Annotated in this window: 20 protein-coding genes; 3 read left to right on the top strand and 17 right to left on the bottom strand. The window is 46.3% G+C overall.

Annotation, left to right across the window (positions count from 1 at the left end; translation table 11 throughout):
- Positions 1-15: 15 nt before the first annotated feature.
- Positions 16-1,290 carry an endonuclease Q family protein gene (locus NST47_RS14090; protein WP_341155723.1) on the bottom strand — a complete coding sequence of 425 codons (1,275 nt, stop codon included), beginning with the start codon at positions 1,288-1,290 and terminating at the stop codon, positions 16-18.
- 1 nt (position 1,291) lies between these two features.
- Positions 1,292-1,852, bottom strand: a complete 561-nt coding sequence (locus tag NST47_RS14085; RefSeq protein WP_076227804.1) for an NUDIX domain-containing protein — start codon at positions 1,850-1,852, stop codon at positions 1,292-1,294.
- Positions 1,853-2,051: 199 nt separating this feature from the next.
- On the opposite strand from NST47_RS14085, the gene mciZ reads away from it, so the two are divergent.
- Entirely contained in the window at positions 2,052-2,267 is a 216-nt protein-coding gene (mciZ, locus tag NST47_RS37180) for a Z-ring formation inhibitor MciZ (protein WP_445667379.1), read from the top strand.
- On the opposite strand, the gene NST47_RS14080 is transcribed toward mciZ, so the two are convergent.
- Entirely contained in the window at positions 2,197-3,357 is a 1,161-nt protein-coding gene (locus NST47_RS14080) for a DUF3866 family protein (RefSeq protein ID WP_341155722.1), read from the bottom strand. The genes mciZ and NST47_RS14080 overlap by 71 nt on opposite strands.
- 199 nt (positions 3,358-3,556) lie before the next feature.
- Positions 3,557-4,693 carry a M20/M25/M40 family metallo-hydrolase gene (locus tag NST47_RS14075; RefSeq protein WP_341155721.1) on the bottom strand — a complete coding sequence of 379 codons (1,137 nt, stop codon included), beginning with the start codon at positions 4,691-4,693 and terminating at the stop codon, positions 3,557-3,559.
- A gap of 76 nt (positions 4,694-4,769) precedes the next feature.
- Between NST47_RS14075 and prli42 the strand changes: the two genes are divergently transcribed.
- Positions 4,770-4,865, top strand: coding sequence for a stressosome-associated protein Prli42 (gene prli42, locus NST47_RS14070; RefSeq protein ID WP_179097345.1), 96 nt, complete (start codon positions 4,770-4,772; stop codon positions 4,863-4,865).
- A gap of 11 nt (positions 4,866-4,876) precedes the next feature.
- Here the strand turns inward: prli42 and NST47_RS14065 are convergent, their stop codons facing one another.
- From NST47_RS14065 to lpdA, 4 genes are all read right to left on the bottom strand, one after another.
- Positions 4,877-6,232 (bottom strand): dihydrolipoamide acetyltransferase family protein, encoded by a 1,356-nt coding sequence (locus tag NST47_RS14065; protein WP_341155720.1) that lies wholly within the window; start codon positions 6,230-6,232, stop codon positions 4,877-4,879.
- Between the two features lie 156 nt (positions 6,233-6,388).
- The gene (locus tag NST47_RS14060) at positions 6,389-7,372 is read right to left on the bottom strand and encodes an alpha-ketoacid dehydrogenase subunit beta (RefSeq protein WP_076227815.1); all 984 of its coding nucleotides are present in this window, start codon (positions 7,370-7,372) and stop codon (positions 6,389-6,391) included.
- A complete protein-coding gene (locus NST47_RS14055; RefSeq protein ID WP_240413962.1) occupies positions 7,372-8,385 on the bottom strand; it encodes a thiamine pyrophosphate-dependent dehydrogenase E1 component subunit alpha in 1,014 nt (337 codons plus the stop codon). The genes NST47_RS14060 and NST47_RS14055 overlap by 1 nt, the downstream gene beginning before the upstream one ends.
- Positions 8,386-8,477: 92 nt before the next feature.
- The gene (gene lpdA, locus NST47_RS14050; RefSeq protein ID WP_341155719.1) at positions 8,478-9,899 is read right to left on the bottom strand and encodes a dihydrolipoyl dehydrogenase; all 1,422 of its coding nucleotides are present in this window, start codon (positions 9,897-9,899) and stop codon (positions 8,478-8,480) included.
- Positions 9,900-10,195: 296 nt separating this feature from the next.
- Between lpdA and NST47_RS14045 the strand changes: the two genes are divergently transcribed.
- Positions 10,196-10,465 (top strand): DUF2627 domain-containing protein, encoded by a 270-nt coding sequence (locus tag NST47_RS14045; protein ID WP_341155718.1) that lies wholly within the window; start codon positions 10,196-10,198, stop codon positions 10,463-10,465.
- A gap of 47 nt (positions 10,466-10,512) precedes the next feature.
- Here the strand turns inward: NST47_RS14045 and NST47_RS14040 are convergent, their stop codons facing one another.
- The 9 genes from NST47_RS14040 to ahrC all read right to left on the bottom strand — a co-directional run bounded on the left by NST47_RS14040 (position 10,513) and on the right by ahrC (position 19,461).
- The gene (locus tag NST47_RS14040) at positions 10,513-11,358 is read right to left on the bottom strand and encodes a hypothetical protein (RefSeq protein WP_341155717.1); all 846 of its coding nucleotides are present in this window, start codon (positions 11,356-11,358) and stop codon (positions 10,513-10,515) included.
- A gap of 74 nt (positions 11,359-11,432) precedes the next feature.
- Complete coding sequence (locus NST47_RS14035) at positions 11,433-12,188, bottom strand: glycosyltransferase family 2 protein (RefSeq protein WP_341155716.1); 756 nt, start codon at positions 12,186-12,188, stop codon at positions 11,433-11,435.
- On the bottom strand, positions 12,176-13,240 hold the full coding sequence (gene steA, locus NST47_RS14030; protein ID WP_341155715.1) for a putative cytokinetic ring protein SteA: 1,065 nt from the start codon (positions 13,238-13,240) through the stop codon (positions 12,176-12,178). Before steA ends, NST47_RS14035 begins: the two co-directional genes overlap by 13 nt.
- An 80-nt stretch (positions 13,241-13,320) precedes the next feature.
- On the bottom strand, positions 13,321-13,602 hold the full coding sequence (locus NST47_RS14025; RefSeq protein WP_341155714.1) for a hypothetical protein: 282 nt from the start codon (positions 13,600-13,602) through the stop codon (positions 13,321-13,323).
- Positions 13,603-13,681: 79 nt separating this feature from the next.
- Complete coding sequence (locus NST47_RS14020) at positions 13,682-14,584, bottom strand: ATP-dependent DNA ligase (RefSeq protein WP_341155713.1); 903 nt, start codon at positions 14,582-14,584, stop codon at positions 13,682-13,684.
- Positions 14,585-14,838: 254 nt separating this feature from the next.
- Positions 14,839-15,642, bottom strand: a complete 804-nt coding sequence (gene spo0A / locus NST47_RS14015) for a sporulation transcription factor Spo0A (protein ID WP_076227841.1) — start codon at positions 15,640-15,642, stop codon at positions 14,839-14,841.
- 210 nt (positions 15,643-15,852) lie between these two features.
- Positions 15,853-17,184, bottom strand: a complete 1,332-nt coding sequence (spoIVB, locus tag NST47_RS14010) for a SpoIVB peptidase (RefSeq protein WP_341155712.1) — start codon at positions 17,182-17,184, stop codon at positions 15,853-15,855.
- Positions 17,185-17,301: 117 nt separating this feature from the next.
- Positions 17,302-18,996: a DNA repair protein RecN gene (gene recN, locus NST47_RS14005; protein WP_341155711.1), complete on the bottom strand. Its 1,695-nt coding sequence runs from the start codon at positions 18,994-18,996 to the stop codon at positions 17,302-17,304.
- Positions 18,997-19,011: 15 nt separating this feature from the next.
- A complete protein-coding gene (gene ahrC, locus NST47_RS14000; protein WP_341155710.1) occupies positions 19,012-19,461 on the bottom strand; it encodes a transcriptional regulator AhrC/ArgR in 450 nt (149 codons plus the stop codon).
- Between the last annotated feature and the right edge of the window lies 1 nt (position 19,462).

Genomic DNA, 19,462 nt, shown 5'->3' with positions numbered 1-19,462 from the left:
GTTATGACTAACTGGCTAGGATTTATCGGTGTGAATCATTGCCTGAGTATCTACCGCTTTACCACGCGGATGATTCACCACTTTACCGTATTGCCCCCCACCGCCTGTCTGCAGAGTCAGCTTATCCTCGCGAGCCTGGATGATGAAATCAGCAATATCCTCACCCACCGTGTCCAGCAATTGCTGATGGGTAACATGATGCAATACACGCATCTCTGTTCCGAATTGCTCCAATAGCAGATTCAGCTTTCTGGGACCAAGGCCAGGCATATATTCCAAAGGCACCTGATAGTGATAAGGAGGTCTGCTCGGCGGTTCGGTCATTACATTCTTAGCTGATGAGTCTGTCGATGCAGTGTCAGCAGCCAGTGAACGATCCGCGATGTCCAGAATGCGATCCATCACGCCGCGAACGACTTTCTTGCTGCCACAAAAGATGCACCGCTCAACAGTCGTTTCCCGCTCATCCAGAATCGTGCTGCATGCTGAGCAGTAGGTTCGGTGATACTTGCCAAGTCGAGGATTCAGGCCATAATTAGCTAACACAGATCTCCCATCCTGGTTCGCCAGGGCTTTACGCAGCTCTTCAAAATTCGGTTCCGCCAGCTGCAGCACGTTGTATTCACGACCGATTTTGGCCAAAGAATGTGCATCCGAATTGGTCAGAAACGTATATCGGTCAAGCTCCGATATCACTCCAGCCATGTCCGAATCAGCGCTTAAGCCCAGCTCAACAGCAGCAATCTTGTCCAGATCCAGCACATGCTCCATCCGTGTGGAACAGCTACCGTACATGCTTTTATGTGGAGTGAAGATATGTGCAGGAACCAGCAATCCGCCGCGGCCCACAACTTCATCCTGAAGCACCTTGGCTGGAACATAGATCCGCTGCGAACTGAGCCCTACATTTTTCATATGCTGGGACATCCAACGTGTAAACTCCTGCATCTTAGCCAGTGTTGGCAAATAAGCCAACAAGTGCGCAGTACCCATACCAGGATCACGAATCTCTATCTCACTGCCTAATATGACCGTTGAATGATGGTAACGAATCCCACCTTCAGCAAGCTCCTCCATTTCGCCTTTATCCAGATAATGCTGCATTTCCCGCTGAACAGCAGGGGATTGACAGTCAATGATACCTACCATATCCATCCCTTTACGATCAGATGCCTCACGGGCAATGTTATAAAACGTCAAATCCTTGGACCCGCTAATTTTTACGGCCTGTCCTTCTTCGGTTCGTCCAATATGAATGTGAAGGTCTGCGTAAAACGGTCTCAGTTCCATCTTAGAAGCTTCCTGTCAGCTTATATACCTGCCATGCATATACAGCAGTAATCGTTTTGGCATCGCTAATCCGCTGTTCACGCATGTATTGCTGAGCTTGCTCGAGCGTGATGCTCTCCACGTCAAGAAATTCGTCCTCATCGAGGTGGGCGTCACCTTTGGTTAGCTGGTCAGCCACATACAAATGAATGATTTCATCGGCAAAGCCCGGGGAGGTGTAAAACGAGCACACCAGCTTCATCGTATCACAGCTATACCCTGTCTCTTCTTCCAGCTCCCGCTTGGCCGCTTCCAACGGATCTTCACCGGCATCAAGCTTGCCTGCTGGAATTTCGATCTGGTTTCTTTCCAGCGGCTTGCGATACTGCTCCACTACGAGCATCTTATCATCTACTAATGCTAATACGGCTACTGCTCCCGGATGCTTGACGATCTCGCGTGTAGCTGTCTTGCCGTTAGGAAGGCGGACTGTATCCACCTGCAGCGAAATGATTTTACCTTCAAAAATCGGTTGGGTAGAAAGGGTAACTTCTTCAAATTTATTATTATTTATTTGCGACATCGATGATTCCTCCGTTTTAAATAACTCAATTTGCTGTAATACTAATAACAGACACTTGACTTAAGGTTTCATTATATCATAGTCACAACCTTGTTATATAGCAGGGTCCGTCGACTGCAATATAAATAAATGACATAATTGCTCCCGGCAGCACATACGGTGTAAAGATCCTATTTTACCGGAAAAGAGGGACAAGATCATGAAAACCTATGTATCCGAAAAACAAATTAGTATGGTGGGACAAGTATGGGAAATTCGTAGATATTTGCAATTGGCGCAACGGAAGCGTTCCGAGGATACGAGCCTTTTGACGTATTTGGCAGAACAAACCGATTATACCCATACTAATTCCGTGTCTCCAGCCAATAATCCCATGCAGCCTCCACAGCCGTCCCTATTCCTGCAAAATATGTAGGATCCGCCGACAATCCCCTACCCATAGTAAGTATAGATAAGGCATACGGTACCAGAGCGGCCTCCCACAAGGAACCAGATACCGGAGCACGCCATTCAAGCTCGTGCTTGTGGGATAACAATGCTCGTTCTGCTTGCTGCCTAAGGTAGACGCCCTGCTCTTGTTGCAGGTCAGGCAGAACCACTCTGCATCGGGTAGCAGCGATATCTTGCAAAACGGTTAAGGTATGATGGCTGATCCCGTGATGACTGGGACGTGAGTCGGCAAAGCTGATTCTGGGAATAAGCCAGGGGAAGCCACCCAAAGCTACTGAAGCATTCATGAGCTCTCCTGTCTCCAATCCGCTAAAGCCCAGCCTCGTACCCGTTCCAACACTTCCCGGCCCCATCGTAACAATTACTATATCGGCCTTTAATACATGCCTGGCAGCCAATAACGCCGTATATTTATTAACGGCTTCTACATCGCCTCCATAAGCATGACCATATGTAACAGTACCGACAAGCCAGTTCAGCTTACGCAGCTCGGCTGTATGACGGCTGAAGGCAATCGGCAGTGCCCCGCCATCCGACATGACATAAGCAATACGGCAAGTGATTCCGGATTCGCGCGAAAGCTGTTGAAGGCGGCATACCGCAGCTGGCAGCATACTGTGCAGCTCACCGATAAGCACAGGCACCCCCAGCAGTGATTGCCTGTGCTTAAACATCGCATGATATGGACTAGCCTGCTCCTCAGCCGCGAGTACCGGACGCTGCAGTGATGTATACCGCAGCTTCATAATATGTCCACGGCTGCGATCTATCGGTTTGGAATCGAATAGGCATGAATGACATGAAGCTTGTTCAAATGCACTTGAAGCATTGGCCTCACAGGTTTCTTCGCCATTTCTTGGCAACACAGCATGGACAATATGATACCCTCCTGTACCCAATTGTAACGAAACAGCTGTTGTGTTCAGCAGCACTTGATCGTTGACTGTCACCTGACAATGATCGTCTGTATAGTGAATTGCTTTGCTAACAGCTCCATTTTGCATCTTGACATTTAGCTCTTGCAAACCATGGCGGTGTTCCAAGATCTGAGTCACTATAGCAAGCTCCCATTGCACTTGTGTTCACCCTCCTACAGCTTTCATGTACGGCTGTATTCCAGCACTGTGTATTAACTATATGAAGGCTCCGCAGCTCGAATGATTGTCAACACAACATTTATTCAACCCAAAAAAACCGCCAATCCAGATACTGGAATGACGGTTTGCTTGAATACGATTTTCGTTGTGTTGCGGATTATTGCTGCCCTGCTACATCTTTAATAATTTGAACTACTACTTCTGCTACCTTCACCATATCCTTAATGGCGATTTGCTCTGCTGTCGTGTGGATATGCTCATATCCAACGGCCAGATTCACGGTAGGAACACCCATACCGTTGAAAACATTGGCATCGCTGCCTCCACCGGAGTGGAAGGTTGTAGGACTAAGACCGAGTTTCCGCATTGCGTCCATAGCAAGCTTAACTACCGGTGCCTCTTCGTCAAACATATAGGCCGGATAGATCAATTCGCTATGAAAGTCAAGCTTGGCCCCCATCTCTGCCGCGGCTTCCTCGCATGCCTTACGCATTGCCTCTACTTGGCGATCCAGCTTATCCTGAACGATACTGCGCGCTTCGGCTTCAAGCTCTACACGATCCACAACAATATTCGTTGCGCCATTCACACCACCTGCGAATCGACCGATATTAGCCGTTGTTTCTTTATCAATACGTCCAAGCGGCATCCGTGCAATGGCTTTGCTCGCAACGGTAATAGCACTGATACCCGCTTCCGGATTAACCCCGGCATGTGCGGAGCGTCCGGAAAAGCCTATGATGATTTTGGCTTGTGTAGGCGCGGCTACGGCAATATCGCCGATATTTCCATTGGAGTCCAGCGCATAACCATAATCAGCTTCCATCCAGCTCGGATTCATCGCACGGGCACCCTTCAAGCCAGCTTCCTCGCCTGCCGTAATGACGAACTGAATTTGACCATGCTTGATGTTCTGCTCCTTCAACACCCGGATAGCCTCGAACATCGCGGCTAAGCCTGCTTTATCATCACTGCCAAGAATCGTGGTTCCATCACTGCGGATAATTCCATCCTCACCAATCTGTGGTTTGATACCTTTTCCTGGTGTTACTGTATCCATGTGTGAGGTAAAAAATAATCTCGGAACCTTAGCATCCGTTGTTGCTGCCAATGTGCAAATCAGATTGCCGGAACCATGTCCAATCTTGGCCGCTACATCATCCTCCACAACCTTTAACCCAAGTGCTGTAAACTTTTGCTTCAAGACCTTGCTAATTTCCTGCTCGAACCTAGTCTCACTATCCACCTGAACCAACTCAATGAATTCCGATACCAATCTTTTTTCCTGAATCATCTCTTTCCTCCTCAGCATGATTTAAGTTAAAATAGAATTATACGATCAAGCCCATATAAATAAGGAGTTGAACTTCATGCGCAACAAACTGGTATTCAAAATTATTATTTACGCAATGTTAGCTTCCATGCTTTTGTCCACCATATTGTTTTCCTTAAACTCGTTTTTGTAGGAACCTATCGCCTAGTACAATTTGGTTTCCTGGTTATACGACTCCAGGTTCTCTTTAATCCGCTGCAGGAATCGGCCGCATATAACACCGTCCAGAATCCGATGATCCAAGGACAAGCACAGGTTGACCATGGAACGTACAGCGAGCATATCCTGAATGACGACCGGTTTTTTTACAATCGATTCAAAGGTTACAATCGCCGCTTGTGGGTAATTGATGATCGGATACGATAATATGGAACCAAAAGCACCTGTATTATTAACCGTAAACGTACCACCTTGCATATCACTCAGCGTCAACTTGCCGGCTCTGGCTTTTCGGGACAACTCGTCGATTTCCCGGGCTAGACCGGCAATGCTTTTTTGATCAGCTTTTTTGATGACAGGGTTGACGACAAAATCCTCCGTCCCGACGAGAAGCGTAAGATTGATATCGCGTTTCACGATTATTTTGTCCACGGCCCATACCGAGTTCATGATCGGGAAATCTTTAAGGGCACTGACAACAGCCTTCAACAAAAAGGAAAGATAAGTCAGGTTGATCCCTTCCTGCTTTCTGAAATCATCCTTCAGCTTGTTACGGAGCTGTACCAGATTCGTAACGTCAACCTCGATCATCGTCCAGGCATGAGGGATTTCGCTCACACTCTGGCGAGTCCGGCTGGCAATCATATTACGAATCGGAGTCACATCGATAAAATATTCATTCCCCGGTTCTCCGGTTGGCTCCTCCACTTCAATCTTGGGCAAGGTCGGATTCTCAGAGAGGTGAATACCTGTCGTTCTCACCATATTTCTACGTGTTTTGAGCTGCTCCGCTTCCTCAGCCGCTGCATTTCCAGATGAACGCTCTGCTGCCTGATGGTTCACTCCCGCCGCTTGCGTATTCTGCTTGCTGGCATACTCTTCAATATCCTTACGTGTGATACGACCGCCTAAGCCTGTGCCTTGAACATGTTCAAGACGAATGCCATACTCTCCTGCAAGCTTTAACACCGAAGGTGAATAACGGCTCCGCATACTCGTATCCGCTGCCTCAGATACATGATTCACGCTGCTGGCAGCGGACTCGGATGGTTTGGGCGTTGTAGACGCGTTCTCTCTTTGGAGGCTGGCCGGTTCTTCAATCAGGCATATCGCTTCACCTACTGCAGCTGTCTCACCGTCTGCTACCAAAATCTGTACCAGACGCCCTGCGATGGGCGAAGGCATTTCTGTAGTTACCTTCTCGGTAATCAACTCACATAATGCATCATATTCCTCTATGTAATCACCGGGCTGCTTAAGCCATTTACCGATGGTCGCCGCAACAAGACTTTCCGCCAGATGCGGAACAGTCACTTCGGTTCCTCGTGTGTTTGGATTCATTGGGTTTCCCTCCTAAAAGTTTTCCGTAGGAAAACTATCTTCGTAAGCATAGGCTGGACTTTCTGTTAAGAAAGTCTTCATCGTAAGCGTAAACTTTGTTTTCCATGGGAAGCACAGGATAGGCTTTCTATTAAGAAAGCCTTCTTCAAGCATAACCTAATATAAGGCTAGCTCCCGCATAGCTTCCTTGATTTTGTCGGAGCTGAGCAAGTAAAACTTCTCCATTGGCGGATTCATACCAACAGCCGGGACATCAGGTGCACATAATCTTCTGATGGGAGCATCCAGCTCAAACAGCATTTCTTCGGCAATAATTGCCGATACTTCAGCACCAACGCCACCCGTTTTGTTATCCTCATGGATAATCAGTACCTTACCGGTTTTGGCGGCTGCTTCAAGAACTGCCTCTTTATCCAATGGCTGAAGTGTACGCAGATCCAGAATATGAGCACTGATGCCTTCTTCCTTACTAAGCTCTTCTGCCGCTTGCAGTGCATAATTCACCGTGATGCCATAGGAGATTACCGTAATATCAGTTCCCTGCCGCTTTACATCCGCTTTACCGATTTCCACTACATAATCGCCTTCCGGAACCTCTCCCGTAATGCCCAGGTAGCATTTTTTATGTTCAAAATAAAGAACAGGGTCCGCATCACGAATGGCTGCTTTCAGCAGTCCCTTTGCATCGTAGGGATTAGAAGGTGCAACCATTTTTAATCCAGGAGTTCCGAAAAAAACCGATTCCGGACACTGCGAGTGATACAGAGCACCACCTCCTGTAGCACCATATGGGGCACGAATAACAATAGGGCAATTCCAATCATTGTTGGAGCGGTAACGTATGCGCGCCGCTTCGCTAATAATTTGGTTGGTTGCCGGAAATATAAAGTCTGCAAATTGCATTTCAGCAATCGGCTTCATCCCGTACATGGCAGCACCGATAGCTACACCTGTTATCGCAGATTCGGCCAAGGGCGTATCCATAACCCGCTCTTCACCAAATTTGTCGCGCAGCCCCTTGGTAGCGTTCAGTACGCCACCCTTGCCAACGTCCTCACCCAATACAAACACATTCTCGTCGCGTTCCATCTCTTCCTGCATGGCGGAACGGATGGCCTCCAAATAAGTAATAACTGCCATTACCGTACCTCCCCTTCTTCTGCATACACATGGCGCAGCGTATCCTCAGGCAAAGGAAATGGCGCCTGATCTGCATATTGTGTAGCATCATTGATCTCCAGCTTCAGCTGCTCCAGCAGTTCTTCCTCCTGCTCATCACTCCACAGCCCGCAATCGACAAGATATTTACGATATAAAGGAATGCCATCCTTTGCCCGGTTCTCATCGACCTCTTCCTTCGAACGATACAGCATGTCATCATCGGATGTAGAGTGCGGCGAAATACGATACATAACTGCCTCGATCAAAGTCGGGCCTTCCCCGCGAACAGCCCGTTCACGCGCTTCCTTCATGACTCGATACACCTCAAGCGCATCATTTCCATCAACCTTAACACCTGGAAAGCCATACCCCAGTGCCCGCTCGGCAATGCTGCCGGAAATTTGCTTATGCAGCGGTACGGAAATCGCATACTGATTGTTTTCGCACATGAAAATCGCTGGCAGCTTATGAACACCGGCAAAATTGCAGCCTTCATGAAAGTCACCTTGATTGCTGGAACCTTCACCAAAAGTAGCAAAAGCGACGAAATCCTGCTTCTTCATCTTGGCAGCCAACGCAAAACCAACCGCATGAGGAACCTGCGTCGTTACAGGACTTGAGCCCGTCACAATGTTCAGCTTCTTGTGTCCAAAATGACCCGGCATTTGGCGCCCCCCACTGTTGGGGTCCTCAGCCTTGGCAAAAACGGATAACATCAATTCTCTTAAGCTCATTCCAACCGAAAGTACAAATCCATAATCACGGTAGTAAGGAAGAAAATAGTCCTTGCCCTTCTCCAAAGCAAAAGCGGCGGCAACCTGTGCAACCTCTTGTCCGATACCCGATACGTGAAATCCGATCTTGCCAGAGCGCTGCAATAAAAAGCCGCGTTCGTCAAACTTTCGTGCTCTTTGCATATATGTGTACATCTCAACTGCGCGTTCATCTGATAATCCCAGCTTGCGGTGCTTCATCAATTGTCCGATGGACATGGACGTAACCCCTCTCCACAATAAACTTAATACTAGGTACTAATACTTGGCACTATATATATTATAAACCGTTTCAATGATGAAAACAATTGTTACATGTTAATAGCTCGTCCATCAACTGCAAGCATAGCTTCGCCCAGAGCCTCGGAAAGAGTTGGATGAGGATGAATGGTTTGCCCGACCTCCCAGGCCGTAGCATTCAACAATTGAGCCAAAGCCGCCTCTGATATGTAGTCAGTAACATGGGCGCCGATCATATGTACACCAAGTATATCGTTCGTCGACTTATCGGCGATTACTTTCACAAAACCGTCCTGCTCACCCTGCACCAAAGCTTTTCCCAATACGGAATAAGGGAATTTACCAACCTTGACCTCGTGCCCTTGCTCTACTGCCTGGGCTTCCGTCCAACCGATGGATGCTGCCTCAGGTCTTGTATAAATACAACGAGGCACTTGATGCGCCTCTTGGTGATGGGGCTTCTGACCGCTTGCATGCTCTACTGCCTGAATGCCTTCATGCCCAGCCACATGTGCAAGCTGCAGACCGCCGATGCAATCCCCTATCGCATAAATGTGAGCTTCTGCCGTCTGAAGATTCTCATTAACACGGATAACGCCGCCGGCAAGCTTAACATCCGTATTTTCCAAGCCAATCCCCTCGATATTCGCCTGACGGCCTACACAAACCAATACTTTATCCGCCTGAAGAGCTCTACGCTCGCCCTTACGTTCGACTTCAAGATTCGCTTGTCCAGACTCAATCTTAACCGTTTCTGCGAGTACTGCAGCGTCTGTGAATATTTGAACGCCTCTCTTTTTGAGCAGTCGTTCCATTTCCTTCGACACATCGGCATCCTCAGTAGGCAGCAGTCTTGGAGCATATTCTACAACTGTCACCTTAACACCAAAATCATTCAACATCGAAGCCCATTCCATACCAATAACCCCGCCTCCGATAATGATCATCGATTCGGGTAGCTGCTCCATCTGCAAAGCATCATCACTATTTAATATATGAATGCCGTCTATAGTCAGACCAGGAAGTGTACGTGGTCGGGAACCTGTTGCAATAATCAGCTTGTCCGGGACAAGCGTAATAATTTCCCCATCCGCCTGTTCAACAGAAATCGAACCGCTGCGAGGCGAGAATATGGAGGGCCCAATAATTCGACCGTTTCCATAAAAAACCTGTATGTTATGTTTTTTCATTAAGTACTGAACGCCTTTATGCATTTGCTCGACAATGCCTGTTTTCCGGGATTGTACCTTAGGAAAATTGAGCTGTACAGAGGCCGCTTCGATGCCGAACCTCTCACTCTCTTGCATCGTTGCATAAACTTCCGCACTGCGCAGAAGTGCCTTGCTTGGAATGCACCCTCGATGAAGACATGTCCCTCCGAGCTTATCCCGTTCCACGACGGCGACCGTTTTCCCTAATTGAGCAGCCCGAATGGCCGCGATATATCCACCCATACCTCCCCCAAGGATAACGATATCAAAAGCTTGCGTCATGTAAAAACCTCCTAATAGTTTTGCGGAGCAGCAACTTGTTGTGCACTGCACCGCTTTAATTGCAAATCAAAGCTCATTCGTAATCTTCCACTTCTTATGTAAGCATCTGTTTGGGTTTCCTAAAGAGACGACTGCGCGGCAGTCTCTGACCTCTGATGTTTATCCTATTGTAACTCTTATAAGTGTGGAAAATATAGTACAATTTACGAAACATACATGAATTGTTGACGATAGTATGTTACCTTAAGGAATGGAATTCCACAATCCGCAAATTCGGATATAGCAAAGGAGCACATATGAAAACTACACTTTCCCGCTTTATAGCTGTATTAATGCTAGTCATTCCTGGGCTTATAGCTACCTATGGCTTTCTTTCCATGAAGGATGCTTTTTTTGCACAATTTGGAGCGGCAGAGACGAACCCTCATATTTTATGGGGAAAATTCACAATTGGTTTGATCATGTTTTTGGCCGGGGTTGCTTTTCTCGGGGGATGGACTTTTTTTCGCGATCGCAAACGCAATTATGTGGCTCCACGCTTTAAGGTCAAGCGCAAGCGCCCTTAATGAAAAAGATAACTTAAGCCGTTAACAGCACACTTTATCGTCTCCATCTATCTGCTGGTTTTATTTTTATTTCGACCCAGTAAATCGAACCACAGCAGCAGCCTATTGGCTTCAATCCAAAGAGATACTGAGGATCGCCAAGCCATGATGTGCAGCACCAGCATGAATACAATCAGAACAGCCTGCAGCTGCCAGGCCGATCCAAGAATCACCCAGCAGCCTATTGCAAATCCGAGCATATTGGCTCCCGTATCGCCAATCATCAGTTCTGCCCGAAGATCCGGCCCTAATAAAACATAAGCACCGATGTATACAGGCATTACATAGGGGGCTAGCTTTATTGCCATCTGCAGCAGCTCGTCTATATGCAATTGTCCACTTACAGCGTTTACAATTAACTGGCCTACCGTTCCTGCTGCAGTGATCATTAGGAAGCCTTTGAGTGCGCGGCCTGGACGCACGTCCAGTAAATTGACACCATTGGTCATCAGTCCCAGCAGCAGCAAGTCAGCACCGATATGCCACCAAGAGTCGTGCGCTACGACACCAACAAACAAAAGAGCCGCAATGCCGGTTACAATTGCTTTCATCAGACCTGTACTGCAAATCTGTTGCTCCTTCCAGAGCTGCCAATGCCCCTTCAGGCCCTTTACTGACTTATCGCCTATTGCATCGTCTACAAATCCCGCTAAGGCAACCGCGGACAACGCGGCGACATAGCTTACAAAGGGCACCTGATCAAAGCCAGTCAGCCTCACATGCCCTCGAAACAGCACTGCCAGTCCATTCATCACTACGGCATTAACTATTACAAGCAGCCATATAAGTATTCCGCAACCTGTAGCAATTTGCTGTCCTTTATAGTTGGGCTGAAGCATTCCATGATTCGTCATAAACATCCTGATCATAGGAAGTAATGACCGCCCCAACCATAGCAACCCAGTGCAAAATAACAACCCGACCCCTATCAACATATCGGATACCTGTAACGTTCCCAGAGAGTTCGACCTACCGCAGAAAATTGCTTTCCACGATGAAGCCAGCTCCGCAAGTCCCGCCCACTTTCTCGATGAGAGAAGGATGCTTCACATTCCTGAACATGGTACCCGAGCCTCACAGCATCAATCGTCAGGCCTACCTCCACTCCAAAGCCCTCACCAAAACGTCCTATCTGCTTCATCACATCGCTGCGGATTGCTCTTTGACCTGACAATGGTGCTGCGGGATCAAATCCAGACAACCGATACACACCGAACTGCGCCAGTCTCCTTACCATCCCGAAGCCGCCCGGTTTGACAGCTTTAGGCAGCTTGGCAATGACCATATCTGCCTGGCCTGCCCAAACAGGCTCTACAATCAGTGGAAAGCTAGCCGCTGATGAGCCGAGATCCGCATCCAGAAAGACAAGAATGCTGCCTCTTGCCATACGACAGCCAGTGTTCAAGGCTGCTCCTTTACCGTATGAACGTGGATGCGTGACAATAATATCCGCCCAGGATGCTGCTGTATCGTAGGTATCGTCGCTGCTCCCATCATTAACAACAATAATTTCCACAGCTTTTGCCCCATTGTCAATACTAGCCGAGCTTCCACGATGGCTTGCCCATTGTTGAATCCCCGCTCGAATGGCTCGCAGTGTCTCTCCGATGAGTCTCTCTTCGTTATAAGCAGGCACTATAATGGAAATCCCCTTGCAAGAGAGCTGATTTGTCACCTCAACCATCCCAACAGCCTCCTTAACAAGCGCTTCCAGAGGTGTTCTTGCTCATCAGGAAACAAGCTATGGAAGCCTTTAGCATCAGTCAGCTTACTTCCGACCTTGATTCGGACGAGCATTGAGCTACCCATGCCGAGCCTTCCCTTTTTCATAAAATCAAACATATGATTGTGCGTACCGATCGCAATGATGGATTCGCAATCGTGATCATACGCCAATAGAAGCGCCATATCCTCACTCGTGCCACAGGCTGGAAGCGTGATGGCCTGAAGCCCCATAGCCAGCAGTCTGCGCATGCCTGGTGCTGTCCCATCTGAATAGGCTTGCACTACGAGCTCAGCCCCGCATAGCAGCGCTGCATCCGATACGCTGTCCATATCTCCGACAATAAGATCTGGCATAAAGCCTTGTTCGAGTATAGCATCTGCTCCACCATCCACTCCGATGAGGACAGGCTGCTGCTTATGAATATAACCGTGAAGCGCCTTCAGATCACTAATATAATGATCGCCGCGAATCACGATAAGCACTGGCCGACCTTCAAGTCTCGTTTTCATGGCTTTACAGCGCAGTGGTTTCAGAATTCGTTCCTTTTCCAAGGAAGCAAAGGCAAGCGTATTATCCATAAAAATACTCAACTGCTCCTGCATAGAGCTTAATGCCTTGTGATAATGTAAAAACCATTTCTCTCGTGTAAATCTCTCACATGGAAGCACATGGTTATCAATGACAATGCCAGCCTCAGTCCATTGAAGCTCACTGCGATCAGGGATAAACGGAAGCCACATGGGCTCTATTTGAACAATAGGTATCCCTTTGTCCAATAATAGCAAGGGCCCTCGCACGGGAACGGTTCCTGACATGACGGGGCCTGCGTTCACAACTAGTCTCACATCGGCTCGAATCAAACCTTCTGCTGCCAGTTCATCCATATCCATATGATGAATCACAGCAACCATGCCGGGTTCAATATTCCGCACAAGCTGTTTCGTCCGTCTATCAACTTGGGCAATCCCCTTGATATGGCCTGTTAAAGATTCCTCTTTTCTAATTGCCATTGGCACGCACTCCGCTTCTATAGCTCTTGTTCCCTCTATTTTGGGTCAGAACGTGCCATATCATGCATGCATCCGATATTTTATAATAAAAAAGTCCGATTTCCTTCAAACCAATCCTTATAGGCCATAGCTGGCAAACTATGCTGAATATAGCTGACTATCGAGTTTTTTTCCTCCGGTTTAAATTGATACTTACAGTCCAGTCCATTAAAAAGCAGCTTGATCCCTAATGAGGCCCCATCTTTACCGACAATAAGCTGAATGACATAGAGCTCATCAGGCTCGTCATCGAATCGGCAGCCAATGTCAATTTCAACAGACTGCTCAGACTCATTTTCGAATTCACAATAATCGAATTTCATTATTTCCTCCTACACAAATGGTGTTTATATGTTTATTAATTTAAAAACAAGCTAAATCTCAATACTAAATATTATCTTATTATGTCCATCTACATTCCTCAGGCTTCTTATCAAACAAAAATTCCCGAAACACCGTTGTTCTTAATTGATGTGTATCAGTTCTATCCAAATATTCAATACGACAACATAAACGCGGCTCAATCCATTGTGTCTTCTGCTCCTTAACTGTATGGAGCTGCTTGGCAAGTCCCAGGAAGTGTTCCTTTTCCTCTGGCTTACATGCTAACTCTACAACACCTACAGGCTTATTTTGAACAGTTCTAAAGTTCAATCCAATAACAAGCTCAAACGGTTTGTCTCTATATCCCAGTATCATAACGTCAATCGTCTTGAAGTGCTTGATCTTTAACCAATCCGGACTTTTAGTGTCCAGATAGTACTTCGATTCCTTGCGCTTTGCCACAATTCCTTCCATATCACGATCTTTGGTCAATGTAAACAAAGCTTGCCCTTGCGCTTCAATATACATGGTGGGCGCTATGACAGGCGTTAGTGAGACAATATCAGCTAGCCGTTGTTTCCGAATCATAAGCGGCTCTTTCAAATGCTCACGATCCGTATATAAAACATCAAATACTACAAATGCTGCTGGATGTGTTTTTACCGCACGAGTGATTTTTGATGAATTGCTTAGCCGCCCTCGATATGAGAAATCATCAAATACAGGTCTGCCCTCACGCAGTACAATGCCTTCGCAATCCAAAATCGCGGAATATGCTTTTATAGCCTCAGGCGCTTCCAATAACTCTGGAAACTTATTGGTTACGATGTTTCCGTTCGGTGTGTAGGCTTCAATTCGATTGCCTTGCTTATGTAAAAGCAGCCTCCATCCGTCCCATTTGGGCTCGAATATGAACCTTTCATCGTTGAACGGTTCACTGCCTATGCTAACGATCATTGGCTTGATTTGTGTAAAAAGCATTGTGTTTCACCTCTTACACTATTTTGATGCTTGTTGCATGGATATAACCATCCCTAATAACCCCAGCGGGATAGACTCATATTGCTTACATCTAAATTGTTTGTTACATACAAACACCCAATAAATCGTTTTAGATTTATCGGGTGAGATGGGAAAAATTATCGGTTTGAAAACAAGTGTATCGGCTAACGTCAACTGGATGTATCTAGTATCCATTACACGCAACCCCTTGCCATACCCTACTCCTTACCCTTTCAGGATACCTTATGCTCAATTCTGAGCTTATCCGCGACCATGGCGATAAATTCCGAATTGGTTGGCTTTGATTTCGAGATATTAATCGTGTAACCGAAAAGGTGCGAGATGCTGTCGATGTTGCCGCGCGTCCAGGCGACTTCAATCGCGTGGCGGATGGCACGTTCTACGCGGCTTGGGGTAGTTTTGTATTTTTCGGCAATTTGCGGGTACAAGGTTTTGGTGATGGCACCCAGAATTTCAATATTGTTATAAATAATCGTGATGGCTTCACGCAGGTATTGATAGCCTTTAATATGAGCAGGAACACCTATTTCGTGAATAATCGTTGTAATATTGGCATCCAGATTTTTACCTTTGGGAAGCTGCACAATGTTGGCTCTTGTGCTTGTTGTGTTCGAAGTAACCGAGTTACTTTGGTTATTGGAGACAAGCTGCCGGATTCGGCTTGTCAATATTTCCATATCGAACGGCTTTAGTATGTAATAAGAAGCACCCAATTGAACCGCCTTTTGTGTAATGTTTTCTTGACCGAAGGCCGTCAACATGATGATCTTGGGTTGCGGATTCAAATTCATATCACGCAGCTTTTCCAGTACGCCCAGACCGTCCAGATGCGGCATGATAATATCGAGGATAAGTACATCTGGAAGCCGATTGCCTTCTTCGATCAAACGAAGAACATCATTGCCATTATAGGCTATTCCCGAAACACGCATGTCATCCTGCTCATCAATATATTCAGACAGTAAGTTAGTAAATTCTCGGTTGTCGTCAGCCAGCAATACTTCAATCGTTTGCAAAATTAGCTTCCTCCTTCAAAATGGGTAAAGATGGATGTTTAATTGTTTTCTTTAGTATACTTTCGACATGATAAATAAAATTCCTTCTGTCGAAATTTATTTTTCTGGATTTTTTTTTGTATTTATCATATAATTAATATTTTGTTTCAAGATAGCTGACCATTCGACATGTTTAGTCAAAAAAACAAGTTCCCCCTTGAGGGAGAACTTTTAAGATGCTTTCATTGTTTCATTTAAGGTCTGACGAAGCATTATGCCTGCATCCTGCAGCATCCACTCAATAAAACATCCATAGCCACTAGTCGGATCATTAACAAATACATGAGTGACAGCACCAATCACTTTACCATTCTGAATAATCGGACTCCCGCTCATTCCTTGCACAATACCACCGGTTTTTTCCAGTAAGCGCGGGTCTGTGACTTTGATAACCATACCTTTAGTTGCCGGAAAGTCCTGCTTGGTCACGTGCATAACTTCAATATCGAATTTCTCAACCTTTTGCCCACTCACAACCGTATAAATCTGGGCAGGACCTTCTTTTACTTCTTCTGAAAAGGCGACAGGTAAAGCTTCTTTGGAAAAGCTATGATCGGGCAGTTCATTCATTTGACCAAAAATTCCGAATGACGTGTTTTTCTCGATGTTGCCAAGCACTTTACTTTCCTTGGAAAACTGGGCTCTTTTTTCTCCAGGTTCGCCATTCTGGCTTTTGGAGATCGAAGTTACATTGGAATGAACAATCTCCCCTGTACCTACGGCAATCGGCGTTTGTGTATCCATATCGGTGATAACATGGCCCAATGCTCCATATACACCTTGATCAGGTGCGTAGAAGGTCAGTGTCCCCACACCTGCCGCTGAGTCTCGAATATACAGCCCAAGTCGATATGTTTTATCCACAATATCGTAGGCTGGCTGCATACTCAGCTCAAGCTCTTCATTATTTCGCTTTACAGTCAAAATAATGGGTTTCTTGCTTTCACCAGCCTCTGTCACCAGCTCAGACACCTTGGACACGTCGGTAATCGGCTTACCGTTCAGCTTGACAATCAGATCGCCCAATTGGATTCGGGCATCCTCACCTGGTGAAATCTTTTTTTCATCCGCTATCGTCACCAAATGATGGCCGACAACCAGAACACCAGCGGACTTTAGCTTGACTCCGATGGTATGTCCACCTGGAATAACCTTGAGGTCAGGAACAACATTGACCTTAACGGTTTTGAGTGGAATCTTGCCAAAAAGTTTTAGCGTAAGCTCCGCTTGCCCTGCTTTGTAAGATTCCAAAGAAATGGGATGATGAAGATCCACTTGAAATGAGTGCTTGTTCGATCCATTAACCTTAACAATGTCCGGATCATTCACGCTCACCTGGGCGCTAACAGGCATCGCCAACTGAAGACTGGTCTGCTGACCAGTGAACAGTCTTAGTTCTTCTGGAAATGAGGCAAAGCTTTGGAAGGGTGTGGACAGGCTACCCAGACAAACGAAGAAGATAAGCATTAATCCGATCAATCTTTTTCTCCGGTTGGAACTCATGGTGTCACGCTCCCTTGCTTCCTGTGCACGAGCGGCAATGACTCACCGCTTAATGCGTACCCTTAAGGTATCCCCACACCATTCGTTTTATAAGTGAAAATGATCCCACACTTGGGGCTACAAACTTCCTTTCTTGACATCTGCCAAATCCAGCATTTCCTGAGCATGCTGCAAGGTCGTGCCTGTGACCTCTACACCTCCGAGCATACGCGCCAACTCGTGAATACGTCCTTCAGCAGATAAATCGTCTACATGGGTAAAAGTCCGCTTTCCGTCGTTTGTTTTGTGAATCAGGTAATGAGCATCGGCCATACAAGCGACTTGCGGAAGATGAGTAATTGAAAACACCTGACAATCCCGGGACAGCCGTGACATTTTCTCGGCAATTGCCTGAGCTGCACGTCCACTAACTCCAGTATCAACTTCATCGAACACGAGCACAGGAATACGATCGACTCGGGCAAAAATCGATTTTAAAGCAAGCATCACTCTGGAAATTTCCCCACCTGAGGCGATTTTACTCAAGGATCGTAACGGTTCACCGGGATTGGCTGAAATCAGGAACTCCACTTCGTCCGCACCATTTGCGCCGCAAGACTCTTCGTTAAATTTAATTTGAACCTTAAATTGCGTTTTTTCCATATGCAGATCGCGCAGCTCGGCCACAATTTCGCCTGCCAGCTTGCCCGCTACCTGCTGTCTTTTCTCAGATAAGCTTTTGGCGTGCTTGCGTAAATTTTGAACAGCCTGATTTTCCTGCTTCTGCAGTTCCTGCAGCTTTTCATCCTTATTCTCAATCATATCGAGCTCATGCTGTACTTTCTTTAAATATTCAAGAATGTCAGCAATACTTTCTCCATATTTGCGTCGAAGCCCAGCCATGGTATGTAAGCGTTGTTCGATAAATTCAAGCCTTGTCGGATTGAATTCGATGTCATCACGATAATCACGGAGCTGATAAGCAGCATCTTCAAGCTGATAATAAGCATTTTGGACCTGCTCCAGAACAGATTGAAGCTTTATTGGGTCCAAAGCAGCAATATCCTCAATTTTTTGCATCACTTTACTAATCGTTGTAAGACCCGTTCCAGCTCCACTTAAAGAATCGTAAGAATCCGCAGCGTTCTGATATAACTTTTCCGCATTCGCTAGTATGCGTTTTTCTTCGAGTAATGATTCATCCTCGCCCAGCTTTAATTGAGCCGAGCTGATTTCCTCCACCTGAAAACGATACAGATCCAGCATTTGCAGAGATTTTTTACTGGTTTCCTCAAGCTCCTTCAAGCTTTTACGAATCCCGCTATACGTTAAATAGGCCTTCCCGTATTCGCTTTTTAATGGGCCTATCTCCGCTTCACCAAACAAATCGAGCCAATTGATATGCTCATCCACATGGAACAGCGATTGATGCTCATGCTGACCATGAATGTTCACAAGCCAGGCACCTACGGATTTCAGTCCTGCCAGATTAACCATTTGCCCATTAATACGGCTTGTGCTTTTACCTTGTGCTGTGATTTCACGACGTATGATTAAATGCTCTTCCGAATCGGCTTCAATCCCAAGTTCTGCCAGGGTTGTCCAAACCGGATGCCCCGACTCGATATGAAATAAAGCTTCAATGGAAGATTTATCGCTGCCGTATCGAACCAGATCGGCTGAGCTTCTTCCTCCAGCTACAAGGGTTAAAGCGTCAATAATAATGGATTTACCTGCGCCTGTTTCTCCGGTAAGGACATGAAACCCTTTACGAAAGTTAAGGTGTACGGATTCTATAACAGCTAAATTGCGTATTGTCATTTCAAGCAGCATCGTCAACTCTCCCTGTTAGCTAAGCATGGATAAAATCTGATTTACCACCTTGCTGCTTTGTTCTTTGCCGCGGCAAATCATTAATATGGTATCATCGCCACAGATCGTTCCCATAATTTCCGGCCATTCCAGACTGTCAACCAGCGAACCTATCGCATTGGCCGTTCCCGGAAGGCTTTTTAATACGACCAGATTATCGGTATAATCGATATGTACAAAATGATCATTTAAAGCTCTCTTCAAACGGTGCAGAGGATTGTAACGCTGATCGGCAGGAACCGAATATTTGTAACGGCCATCATCCAATGGAACCTTAATCAAATGTAATTCCTTGATATCCCGTGAAATGGTTGCCTGCGTAACCGTATAACCCGCAGATTTCAATCGATCAACCAGCTCATCCTGAGTTTCAATTTCATTATTCGTAATAATTTCGCGTATTTTGATATGTCGTTGGCCTTTCATT

It is taken from the genome of Paenibacillus sp. FSL H8-0034, from assembly GCF_038000305.1.
Classification (GTDB): Bacteria; Bacillota; Bacilli; order Paenibacillales; family NBRC-103111; genus Paenibacillus_S.
The sequence above is the reverse complement of the archived record's forward strand: the minus strand, read 5'-3'. Positions and strand labels throughout refer to the sequence as shown.